General features: G+C 36.9%; 12 protein-coding genes. 2 read left to right on the forward strand and 10 right to left on the reverse strand.

What is annotated here, in order from left to right; genetic code table 11:
• The first annotated feature begins 79 nt into the window (after positions 1-79).
• Positions 80-829 (forward strand): GTP pyrophosphokinase, encoded by a 750-nt coding sequence (locus LBYS11_RS15385; protein WP_048392669.1) that lies wholly within the window; start codon positions 80-82, stop codon positions 827-829.
• Positions 830-918: 89 nt separating this feature from the next.
• On the opposite strand, the gene LBYS11_RS15390 is transcribed toward LBYS11_RS15385, so the two are convergent.
• From LBYS11_RS15390 to cymR, 5 genes are all read right to left on the reverse strand, one after another.
• Positions 919-2,364, reverse strand: a complete 1,446-nt coding sequence (locus tag LBYS11_RS15390; protein ID WP_048392134.1) for an MDR family MFS transporter — start codon at positions 2,362-2,364, stop codon at positions 919-921.
• A 172-nt stretch (positions 2,365-2,536) separates the two neighbouring features.
• Positions 2,537-3,196 carry a tetratricopeptide repeat protein gene (locus LBYS11_RS15395; protein WP_103118476.1) on the reverse strand — a complete coding sequence of 220 codons (660 nt, stop codon included), beginning with the start codon at positions 3,194-3,196 and terminating at the stop codon, positions 2,537-2,539.
• 74 nt (positions 3,197-3,270) lie between these two features.
• Positions 3,271-4,395 (reverse strand): tRNA 2-thiouridine(34) synthase MnmA, encoded by a 1,125-nt coding sequence (gene mnmA / locus LBYS11_RS15400; RefSeq protein ID WP_048392132.1) that lies wholly within the window; start codon positions 4,393-4,395, stop codon positions 3,271-3,273.
• A gap of 78 nt (positions 4,396-4,473) precedes the next feature.
• Positions 4,474-5,622, reverse strand: coding sequence for a cysteine desulfurase family protein (locus LBYS11_RS15405; RefSeq protein ID WP_048392131.1), 1,149 nt, complete (start codon positions 5,620-5,622; stop codon positions 4,474-4,476).
• Positions 5,623-5,897: 275 nt separating this feature from the next.
• Positions 5,898-6,317, reverse strand: a complete 420-nt coding sequence (cymR, locus tag LBYS11_RS15410) for a cysteine metabolism transcriptional regulator CymR (protein WP_004226809.1) — start codon at positions 6,315-6,317, stop codon at positions 5,898-5,900.
• A gap of 203 nt (positions 6,318-6,520) precedes the next feature.
• Between cymR and LBYS11_RS15415 the strand changes: the two genes are divergently transcribed.
• On the forward strand, positions 6,521-7,807 hold the full coding sequence (locus LBYS11_RS15415) for a replication-associated recombination protein A (protein WP_103118477.1): 1,287 nt from the start codon (positions 6,521-6,523) through the stop codon (positions 7,805-7,807).
• Positions 7,808-7,888: 81 nt separating this feature from the next.
• On the opposite strand, the gene LBYS11_RS15420 is transcribed toward LBYS11_RS15415, so the two are convergent.
• From LBYS11_RS15420 to LBYS11_RS15440, 5 genes are all read right to left on the reverse strand, one after another.
• A complete protein-coding gene (locus LBYS11_RS15420) occupies positions 7,889-8,605 on the reverse strand; it encodes a hypothetical protein (RefSeq protein ID WP_103118478.1) in 717 nt (238 codons plus the stop codon).
• A 293-nt stretch (positions 8,606-8,898) separates the two neighbouring features.
• On the reverse strand, positions 8,899-9,417 hold the full coding sequence (locus tag LBYS11_RS15425) for a hypothetical protein (RefSeq protein ID WP_048392128.1): 519 nt from the start codon (positions 9,415-9,417) through the stop codon (positions 8,899-8,901).
• A gap of 209 nt (positions 9,418-9,626) precedes the next feature.
• Positions 9,627-10,013: a hypothetical protein gene (locus LBYS11_RS15430; RefSeq protein ID WP_103118479.1), complete on the reverse strand. Its 387-nt coding sequence runs from the start codon at positions 10,011-10,013 to the stop codon at positions 9,627-9,629.
• A 141-nt stretch (positions 10,014-10,154) separates the two neighbouring features.
• On the reverse strand, positions 10,155-10,916 hold the full coding sequence (locus LBYS11_RS15435; protein ID WP_048392126.1) for a tRNA threonylcarbamoyladenosine dehydratase: 762 nt from the start codon (positions 10,914-10,916) through the stop codon (positions 10,155-10,157).
• Positions 10,917-11,216: 300 nt separating this feature from the next.
• Positions 11,217-12,299: a DUF871 domain-containing protein gene (locus LBYS11_RS15440; RefSeq protein WP_103118480.1), complete on the reverse strand. Its 1,083-nt coding sequence runs from the start codon at positions 12,297-12,299 to the stop codon at positions 11,217-11,219.
• Between the last annotated feature and the right edge of the window lie 9 nt (positions 12,300-12,308).

The raw sequence follows: 12,308 nt of genomic DNA on the forward strand, positions 1-12,308 counted from the left end.
TTTGGAAGTATCTCGTTGCCATCACAGCTATACAAAAAATAAAAATTGAACAAACCGTAAAAGAAAGGATTTACAAACGATGAAAACTGAACTAGAAGTAAACACTTTAAAATCTTTTCAAACTGAATTAACACGCTTCTTTTTAGCTTACAAATTTGCTCTACAGGAAGTGGAAACGAAAATTAATATATTACAAGAAGAATTTAAGTTAATTCATGAATATAATCCAATTGAGCATGTATCTACACGTGTAAAATCACCTAAAAGTATTTTAACGAAGATGATGAAAAAAGAGCTTCCGCCATCAATAGAGGCTGTGCGTGAAAATATCCGCGATATAGCTGGTGCTCGCATCACCTGTTCCTTTGTGGAGGATATTTACAAGGTAAGTGCCATGTTACAAGCACAGCATGACATGGAAGTTGTTGAGGTGAAGGATTATATAGCCAATCCAAAAGAAAATGGCTACCAAAGCTTACATCTTATTATTAAAATTCCTATCTTTATGTCAGACCATATGGAAAAGGTCTATACAGAGATCCAAATTCGTACAATTGCAATGGATTTCTGGGCAAGCTTAGAACACAAAATTTATTATAAGTATAACAAAGAAGTACCTGAGCATATTCGACATGAATTAAAGGAAGCCGCACTACAAGCAGCTGAATTAGATCGAAAAATGGAGCGACTGAATAAGGAAATCAATATTTTAAAAGAAAATGAAGCCGAACCTTCATTGCTAGACAGTACCCCCATCGCACATTTAGCGAAATACTTAACGGAACTACCTGGCAATCAAATAATTGATGACACTCTATTCAAAAAGTAAATTTATTCTATGGTTTAGTCGTCAAATGAAAAACCCACCTCACACGCTGCTTGATCACAGAATGTGAGGTGGATTTTACTTTTTATTCACTATTGCGCTTTCCTTGTAGATTTCGTTGCTACAAAAAAGGAGAAAATAAGAGCACCAATAGCAAAAATAAAGGTAGCTATATATATATAACTGACGCCATTCGCAATAGTGTCCTTTAAAAAGTTTACTTCTTCTAAATTAAACCCACCTTTTGCAAATTCACCATTTAATTGAATTTCACCTTTTCCTAATGAAGCCATTTTTTCACTCGTTGCCAGGTTGAAAATCATACCAAATAGCGCTGCACCAATCGCTTGGCTAAATGTATTTGTAAAAGAGTTCAAACCAATTGAAATACCAAGTTGCTTTGGATCTGCCACCTTTTGTATGGAAATCATCAACATCGGCATAATAAAGCCCATCCCTAGCCCTATTAACGATGATGCGAAATAAACGCTGAAATCACTAGAACCTGAAGATAGTCTTGCCAACAATAGTGTACCCGTAACAAGTAAAATCGTACCCATTTGGATAATGCGTTTATTTGTTAAACGACCGATTAAATAACCTGCCATAATCGAGTTCACCGTCCAAAAAATAGACATTGGCGTCAATAATAAACCAGCCTGCGTTGCATTTTTGCCTAAAACACTTTGAGCAAATATAGGAATATAAACCGTTACACCAATGACAATAGACATACCGCTTAAAGTTAATGCATTAATGACCATTAGTCGTCCATTTTTAAATAGTGTTAACGGAATAATTGGCTCCTCTGCTCGTAACTCCACCCAGATAAAAATACTTAAGAATACAAGAGCAACACCATACATTAGCAGCGATTGACCTGATAACCAGGTTTGTGTTTTACTGTTTTCGATAATAACAAACAGTAACGCAACCATGCCAATTGTAAAAAACACTGCACCTAGGTAGTCAATTTTACGCTTCACTGCCTCTAGTTGTTCTTTATAATGTTTAGCAATTAAATAAATAGAGGCTAAACCAAACGGTACATTAATGAAGAAAATAAAATGCCAAGATACTTGGTCAACTATAAAGCCTCCAAATAACGGACCTACTACACCAGAAACGCCCCATACCATACTTAAATAGCTTTGTCCTTTGGCACGCTCTTTTTCAGTCTTAAACAATTCACCAACCATTGTTAATGTAATCGGTAAAATTGAACCTGCGCCAATACCTTGAATTGCTCGAAAAACAATTAATTGCTCCATGGATTGAGCTAAACCACATAACATAGAACCAACTAAAAAAATAATGATACCAGTAATAATCATCCGTTTACGACCAAATAAATCGGCTAATTTACCAAAAATAATCGCCGCTATGGCTGAAGCTAGTAAATAAGCAGAATAAATCCAGCTTATTAAGTCTACACCTAATAAATCAGCCGTAATACTCGGAATAGCAGTACTAACAATAGTTCCCTCAATTGCAGCAAGTGCTGTTACAAGTAATAGTGCAATAAAAACTTTATTCATTCTGTCACCTTTTCCTTTCCTGCATGACATACATTACCAAGTTTGAACTAGAATTAAAAGAGAAAGAGATTCAATTTATGAAAAAATAAACAATTTTTTCTGTATTACTAGATAAAATCAATAAAAAAGCAGCAAGAATGTTAATCAACATTCACTCGCTGCTTATTATCTATCAGTTAAATCGTTGAGCAATCATATCGTAAATATAACGTGCTTGGTCATATTCAGGTTGTAAGGTAAAGGCTTGTTTCAAATGATACATTGCATCCTCTGTTTGTTCGGTAGACACTGCATATAGTACGCCTAAATTATAATGTGCATCTGCATTATTCCAATCCTGTTCAATCAAGAGATCCAGTTCCTTCTTCCCTTCCTCAAACATTTCTAATGCACATAGTACTATCGCATAGGCTAAACGAATCTGTGTATCCTCTGGAGCAATTTCTACCGCACGTTGTAAATAAGGTAATGCCAATTTTGAGTTATCCAACCGTTCAAAGCATTTCCCCATCATATAATAGACATCGGCACCTTCAATATGATGTTTTAGCGCTTGCTCATATAGCTTCACGGCCTCGGCATAGTGTTCAGCATTGTAATATAAATTCGCTAGACCGTAATAGGCTGTAGCTGCTGATTCATCTACAGTGATTGCCTTTTGGAAGAAACGCTCTGCACGTTCAGTATCCTCTAATACGGCTAATAAATTGCCGAAATTTACATACCCAATAGCATTTTCAGGCTCTGCCTCTATTGCTTTTGTAAATAGTTGAGCAGCATCCTCATAACGTTTTTCTTGAAATGCTTGGATGCCCTGTTCATTATAATTCATTTGTTCTTCACCTCTATGTAGCGAAAGACTGCTTTTAGGAAGCCAAGAGGCCATAAAAGCAGTCTTAACGCAATTTATCCAACATATGTTAGTTTTTCATTACTTTTAAAGACTTCATCAATCGTTCCGCCACCCATACATTCTTCTCCGTTGTATAGCACTACAGCTTGGCCAGGTGTAATTGCACGTACAGGTTCTGCAAATGTAATGTGTGCACGCCCATCTGGTAAAATTTCAACTTCTACTGGTGTATCGGTTTGACGATAACGGAATTTTGCTGTGCAAGAAAATTTCCCAGGCAATTTTTTTGTCGAAGTATAGTTCATTTTCACAGCTGTTAAAGATGTTGAATACGAATATTCATTGTCAAAGCCTTGTCCGACAAGTAGAACATTACGCGCTAAATCTTTTCCTAGCACAAACCAAGGCTCGCCGTCCCCACCAATACCAAGCCCGTGTCGTTGACCAAGTGTATAGTACATTAAACCATCGTGTTGGCCCATTACAACGCCATCCATTGTTTCCATTTTCCCAGGTTGTGCTGGTAAATATTGACTTAAGAACTCTTTGAAATTACGTTCACCGATAAAGCAAATGCCTGTTGAATCTTTTTTCTTTGCCGTAGCAAGGCCAGCTTCTTCTGCAATTTTTCGTACTTCTTTTTTCTCTATATCACCAATTGGGAACATTACATGCGCCAATTGCTCTTGCGATAATTGATTTAAAAAGTATGTTTGATCTTTATTATCATCAACGCCACGTAACATTCTAACTTCACCATCACCACTACGATCAATTCGTGCATAGTGACCTGTCGCTAAATAATCAGCACCAAGGTTCATGGCATGCTCTAAAAATGCTTTAAATTTAATTTCTTTATTGCACATAACATCAGGATTTGGTGTACGCCCTGCTTTATATTCTTCTAAAAAGTATGTGAAAACCTTATCCCAATATTGTTTCTCGAAATTGACAGCATAGTATGGGATACCAATTTGATTACATACTTTTATTACATCGTCATAATCTTCCGTTGCTGTACAAACACCGTTTTCGTCTGTATCATCCCAGTTTTTCATAAAGATCCCGATTACTTCATACCCTTGTTGTTTTAACAAGTATGCCGCCACCGATGAATCTACCCCACCTGACATGCCGACAACAACTCGAATTTGAGAGGGGTCACGTGTTTCTTTCATTGTGGTCACCTTTTCTTTTATCTAATTACAGTTTATGTTTCAATATTTTAACGAAACATAACATAAGTATTTTGCAAATTATTTTTTAGCTAGTTTTTTCACAATTTGAGCCGTTTTTTCTGCTGCATCTTGTATATCCTTTTCCGTTAAACCCTGCCCAAAGCTGAATCGGATTGAATTTCGTAGCTCCTCTGCACTTTGTCCAAACATTGCTACTAACACATGAGAAGGATCAATCGATCCTGCAGTACATGCCGAACCACTCGAAACATAGATACCTGCCATATCAAGGTTCACTAAAAATGATTCTACCTCCATGCCTGCAAAGCTAATATTTAAGACATGAGGCAACGAATACACCTCATCACCATTTACATGGAATGCTAGCTTTTCCTGTGAAAAAACAGCAAGCATAATTTGCTTAAAGTGATTGTATAGTGAACGCTTTTCTTCACGCAACTCATTTGCAACTTGCACTGCAGTCGCAAAAGCAATAATGGCAGGTATATTTTCAGTACCTGCACGACGTTTTTTCTCTTGTGCGCCCCCAAGAGCATAACTTGCTAACGGTGTTCCTGCTTTTTGATAAAGAAATCCAACACCTTTTGGACCGTTGATTTTATGAGCAGATACACTCAATAAATCCACCTGTAATTCATTTACATCAATGGATTCTAAGCCATAAGCCTGAACCGCATCTGTATGGAATATGGCACTATGCTCACGCAATAGCGCGCCAATCTCAGCAATTGGCTGTATCGTTCCAACTTCATTATTTCCATACATAATTGTCACTAAAATGGTATCATCACGAAGGGCTTTTTGGACATCCTCAATCGCGACACGCCCTTTTTGATCAACAGGTAAATAGGTCACCTCAAAACCATCACGTTCAAGTTTTTCACATGTATGTAATACTGCATGATGCTCTACTTGCGTTGTTATGATGTGTTTTCCTTCATTTGCACGGGCATAGACAGTTCCTAAAATTGCCATATTGTCAGCTTCTGTGCCACCACTTGTGAAAATAATTTCCCCTGCTTGCGCACCAATTGATTTCGCCAATAGCTCACGTGCATCATCTAGATATTTCCTTGCTTCTCGACCTGCTTTATGAATACTCGATGCATTGCCAAATACCTCTTGCATAGCAGTCGTCATCGCTTCTATTACTTGGCCATTCATTGGAGATGTGGCCGCATGATCGAGATAGATATATGAATTCATGTTGAAAACTCCTTTTTAAACTCTGTGACATCCGCCAGAGGCTTTCGCTTGATTCAGTTAATGCTTGCAAAATAATACAAGTGTTCTTCGCTCCTCTATAAGTGGGGAGTCTTCCGTACTTAGTGGTTCATTTTAGTACAAAACATTTGCTGAATCGAGATAAAAGCACAAAACCCACATCACTCATCGTAAAAATAGCCATTGAGATGTGAATAGTTCACAATCTCCCAAAAAGATGAAGTGAATGCAGGAGTAGCGCTTTAGCTTAAACTATTTTAAATATAGAACATGTAGCCTTCCACTACATTTTCTTCTGTATATTGTGCTAAATCTTCAATTGTCGTTGTATCTAACACGTTTTTTACTGCATCACGAATACGTAGCCATAACTCACGTTGCGGGGCTTCTTCATTTTCAATACCCTCTACTGGTTGAATCGGCCCTTCTAGCACACTAATAACATGGGCTGCTGAAATTTCGCTAGGTGGATTTGCTAGCATATAACCACCATAAGCACCACGTACACTTTTTACTAAGCCTGAATTACGAAGCGGAGATACTAATTGCTCTAAATATGCCTCTGAAAGCTCCTTTTCCGCCGCAATTTTACGCAAGGGAATTGGCCCTTCCCCATAATGCTTTGCTAATTCAATCATAATTGTAAGCCCATAACGACCCTTTGTTGAAATTTTCATTTTATCACCCTCAATTAGTCTAGTCAAAATACTACCAACAGTATATCATAATCTCCTCTTGATGAACTCGGAAATACACCTAGAAGGATATGATATACTAATTAAAGCGATTCATAATCGTTCAAAATCCATATGAGTGCTTTATTTTAGCGTAAAAAAATGTATGAAGCAAAAAATGACAACGACAGAAAGGGGAAGTTATTTTGCACAATGAACCACTCGCTTTTCGAATGCGACCTTTAACCCTTGATGAGATTGTTGGTCATCAGGATTTCATTGGTCCCAACACAGCCCTTTATAAAATGATTCAAAATGAACATGTCCCTTCCATGTTGCTATATGGAGAACCTGGTATCGGTAAAACATCCATTGCCAATGCCATTGCAGGAAGTTCCAAGCTCCCTTTCTTCGCACATAATGCCACACGAGCTGGCAAAAAAGATGTGGAAGATATTGTACAAGAAGCAAGAATTTCAGGGAAAGTAATACTTTTCCTAGATGAAATTCACCGTTTCAATAAATTACAGCAAGATACACTGTTACCACATGTAGAAAATGGATCAATTATATTAATTGGTGCCACGACAGAAAATCCCTATCATGATGTTAATCCAGCGATTCGTTCACGCTGTGGCGAAATTTACCAGCTAAAACGCTTAACGAAGGAAAATTTAATAGAACTAGTTGAAAAAGCACTTGCTGATGAAAGACGCGGACTAGGTAAATATCATTTTGCCTTAACACCATCACAAATTGAACAAATTGCAGCCGCAGCAAACGGAGATGCACGAAAGGCGTTAACTTTGCTAGAATCCATTTACTATGCCAGTGATGAGGTGGATGGACAAACGGTTGCTGCCGACCATGTCATTGAACATCTCATTAGTCGAATTGGTGTGTATGGCGATAAAAAAGGATCACATTTTTATAATTTACTATCAGCCCTGCAAAAGTCTGTGCGTGGCAGTGATACCAATGCTGCTCTGTATTATCTAGCGCATTTATTGGAAACAGGCGATTTAGTGGCTGTCAGCAGACGCCTACTTGTTATGGCCTATGAGGATATTGGTCTAGCTAATCCCGAAGTCGGACCTCATATATTAGCTGCTATTCAAGCAGCTGAACGACTTGGATTACCAGAGGCACGTATCCCACTTGCCAGTGCTGTCATTGAAATGTGCCTTGCCTCAAAATCCAACTCAGCCATTGTGGCAATTGATGCTGCCATTAAGGCTATTCATGAAGGCAAAACAGGTGATATACCTCATCATTTGCGAGATGCTCATTACGAGGGTGCAAAAGATTTAGGACACGTTGGCTATCAATATCCTCATAACACACCGATCGGTACTTTTGGTGGTTGGGTAGACCAGCAATATTTGCCAGACGAACTTGTAGGAACTGAATTCTACAAACCTGTTATTGCTGGTGAGGAAAAGCGCATGGCTGGCATCTACGACAAACTAAAATCATTTCAAGATAAGAAATAATAAAACAAAGCAAAGTCACTATCTTAAGTAATTGAAATGACTTTGCTTTTTATATAACAACAGGATAGGCTACTCTAGCAATCATCCTGTAAAGCTCGGGTTATTTGTTGTATATCGTTCTTGGTAAAACAAATTTAATGGTTCTGCCAAATGTCGAAGTGATGGCAAAATGGACTCTTCCACATCTCCTTCTTTTTCCTTACTATGCAAAAAAACAATCAAATTATACGACTGATACAGCAAGCTGGCGAACTCTTGATTGTTTTCTCTCACCTCAAAGCGAATTGCTTTTACAGCAATTGCTTGTGCAATTTTTTGTTCTCTTGTTTCACAGGAGGGCTCATTACTTAATTCATCATCCGACACTCTGTATAACCGTTTTAATGCACCATATACCTCTTTATTTCCACTAAATCGATCTTTTAACCATTGCAAGACAAATTGCAAAAGAATAACTGCATAGATAAGGGAAAGACATTCATCGCCACGTGATTTTTTTGCTAAGCGTTGGAAATATTCTGCTTGTGTGACTAGTTCAAAAAGAATTAAACGTATTGGATAAAGCATGGCATGACCGCTATTGATGTACAGCTTTTCTCGATCTCTATACATAGCCAACCAAATATCTTTGACCAATGAAATAGATTTCCTTGTTGAGAGCGCTAATTGACATTGAATAAGCTCCTGTGCAATTGTAGGTTGGATAAGCTGTAGAAATAAAAGTTCATCTTCCTCACTAACTAATAAAAGCGGCTTTTCCAAATTCGCCAAATCTATTTCTATTCCATTTACAATCATTGCTTAGCCCCCTTCCAATAAGTTCTTTCAGCTAAGTTCTTACAGCGTGAGCACATATATTACCAATTTTCTAACTATAATTCGACAAAAAAACATAAATACCTTTCAAGAAAATATGCCTTTTTACTTTCGTCATAATAAAAAAGAACCCACGCTACTAAAAGAGGCAAGTAAATCACTCTCTTTCCACATCGAACATTGTAGAAAAAACTGATTTAAATCCCAATAAGTTACGTAGATTCTTGACGTATAGGCTATTTTCAGAAAATAGATAGTCTATTATTGTCTAAGGTTTATGCAGGAAGTTCTTGTTCCACAAATAATTTAAATTGTTGAAGACATTGCTTCACTTCACCTTTTTGTGACAGTACTTCGTTGCGTATGTTTGTTGCTTTTTCTTCATCCTCTAGCACTTCAGTTAAAAGAGCCATGATATCTTCTAATAATTGCTCATTCTCTTCCTGCTCAATACTCGGTAAGGAATAGGCTGCTATTTTTAATAAATGCTCTACTTTTTCAGGCGTTTTTTGCAAAGCATTCGAAGAATAATAAGTCGATGCAGCTAAAAAGTAGCATAATTTTGCACAACAATCGATAAATAAATGCCAATACGTATTTGCTTTCGGTAATTCCCCTGCCCGCTGATTAACATATTCCTTATAATAGGTAGTGACTTGTATATATAAAGGATTCAATTCTCTCATGGCTTTCGGATAGTTGTTGGATGTATCCAAATAGTCAAATACAATGGCATTCATTTTCTCTTGAAGTTTAACAATATCTAAATGATCACGAATTACTTGAATTTCCATTTTCCCACTCTCCCATATGTCATTTGCTGTTTAGCTTTCTGTCTATTCACTGAGTAGCACCAAGCATCCCAAACAAACTGATCGATTATCTAATGGATGATTCAAATTATAGCAATAAACCATATGAAGTAGTGTGGACATGAAAAAAATAAGACAATTTCGTGAATTAATAGCATTTTATGTACATAAGAGGAACTATTTTGGTAAAATTATACCCTTTGTAGATAATCATCAAATAAGCATGGTTCGTTTGCTCGATCGATAATTTCAATAATACTTCCATGCACATATTTTTTAATGCGCTTTTGAGGTATATAAAAATAAGCATTGTTCATAATTAACCATTCACTTAATGTTAAATCACTACCTGATTGTTGATTCGTTAAGATTTTTTTGTGTCGCAGAACATCAGCCATTTTATAAAAACCATCTGACAATTCGTAGGCTGATACATCAAAATTAAAAATGGGGCTGACAACCTGTCCAACATCAAAAATATGTATAGTTTGGTTTTCTTCATCTATAGCTAACTCTACTGTGCTAATCTCGTCGAAAAGATTTAAACCTCTATACTCCATTTGATAAATTTTTTCCATTTGTATAGGCCTCCTTTTTTACAACGGTCTAATTGTAACATAGAAAAAGTAGCTACCTCTAAATACAATTAAGGCAGCTACTTCTACGAAAATGAACATTTATGCTGTTTTTTGACTATTACCAAAGCAACGTATTTGGTATTAACCTTGTACGCGCGTAATTTTCACATCTTTTAGGATGGTATTGACTACCCAGCTTGCTGCAATTAAACCTGCTACTGACGGTACAAAAGCGTTAGATGAAGGTGGCATCTTTGCTTTTCGAATTGCTGCATCAGGCTTACCTACATGTTCGACAACATCTGGACGTACGACAATTGGACTTTCATCTGAAAATACAACCGTAACACCCTTATGAATACCTTCTTTACGTAGCTTAGTACGAATGATTTTAGCCAATGGGTCTGTATGTGTTTTTGAAATATCTGCAATTTGGAAGCGAGTAGGGTCCATCTTATTTGCTGCACCCATGCTTGAAATAATAGGAATATTACGCTTTAAACATTCCTTCATTATATGAATTTTATACATCACTGTATCACTTGCATCGATTACATAATCAATGCCTTGTGCAAAAAATTCTTCATAGGTTTCTTCCGTATAAAACATGTGCATGTCAATCACTTCACATGCTGGGTTAATATCTGCAATACGCTCTTTCATGACAGCTGATTTTGATTGACCAACTGTTGATAAGTATGCAACAAGTTGTCTGTTGACATTTGTGATATCTACATTGTCCTTATCGACTAGAATAATACGGCCGATTCCGCTTCGTGCACATGCCTCAGCCGCGAATGAACCGACACCACCCACACCAAGAATGGCAACCGTTGTATTTTTTAATTTCTCGAGACCCTCTGTTCCTATTGCGAGCTCGTTACGTGAAAATTGATGTAACATCCTGACACTCTCCATCTATGAAATTTTATTAGTAAACCTAGTTATATACTAAGATAAAATCAAAACCTATCTTACATTTTATCATGTTATTGTTCAAGATAAAAATATAAAGAAAAAGTCAAAATTATCTACTTAAATCCTTTGAAATAATAATCCATAAAAATATTTCATCCAATTCTGCTATATATGGTAAAATAGTACATTAAAATTAGTTGATTAATCAGGTAAATCTTATATAACATTATGCTCAACCACATAAAGAAAAAGAGATTGATGACTCAATCTCTTTCTCACTCTTCTTTACTTTGTAAATCCAAATGATGCCCATGGTTGAATGTATGTCAATAAAAATAGTTCTTCCTCTACAATGCTAGCTACGACATTACTCGATCCTGTATTCGGAATGTCCTTTAGCACAATCTGTAGCTCTCCCTTATAACGAACATCTAAATTATTATCAATCGTGACATCTCCTCTTTTTAATGGCCGTATATCATGCACAGGAAAATCTCCATTTTTATATTTCACACGGGATTGGGTGCTCCGAATCACGTATTCAGACACATCACCCCGATTAAAATGAGGCTCTTTATAAAGAATCGTCTCCTCTAAAATGCTTGTGTCTTCAGACTGGACAACCCTTAACTCAAGCTTATTACGATTTAATTGTCCTAATGCACGTAGTTCTTCCTCAGAAGCAAACATATTGCCAATAATACAATCGTCAATTAACCCTGTATGCCATAAATCTTTCGCCTGTACAGTGATTGGGAGATAACGGTGTTCCTCTAATGTAGGTAACCCGTGCTCTGTTTGCTCCCAAGGTCCATATTGACCATGTTGTGAGGAGATCATTGCTGCTGTTCTCACATTGTGCGCTTTAAAGTGTTGTGACGTTTGTAAAAAATGCTGACGAGATAGCCCCGTAAATCGTTTTGGATAAAAATTATGACAGCCGATAATGTTCTCTTTATTGGGCTGATAAGAGATAATATTATCTACATACTTCGTACCATTACTAATGTTTAATTCTATTTTTAGATGACTTCCATCAAGTGACATCAACGCTTCTTCTTGACCTGAAAATCCCATATCTAAACGTAAGGCTGCCAAATAATAATGTTCTTTTAAATAGCCAATATCCCTATAAGTTAAGCCTAAATCATCAAAAACACCTGGTGCAATATCAGCGGATATGTCAAAGCCGAGGCGTTGCGCAAATTCGTTGATTTGTTGTAATTTTTGACGCTCCTCATCCTGTTTTAAGGACATTAGGCATGTGAATATACGATCAAAGCCATTATCATGAGCCACCTGAACATAGCGCTTCATCTCCTCTAGCGTACTATGCTGCGGATATAGCGAGATTCCTAATCTTTTCACTTCAAACCC

The organism is Lysinibacillus sp. YS11 (assembly GCF_002896375.1).
In the GTDB taxonomy this organism is placed as follows: Bacteria; Bacillota; Bacilli; order Bacillales_A; family Planococcaceae; genus Lysinibacillus; species Lysinibacillus capsici.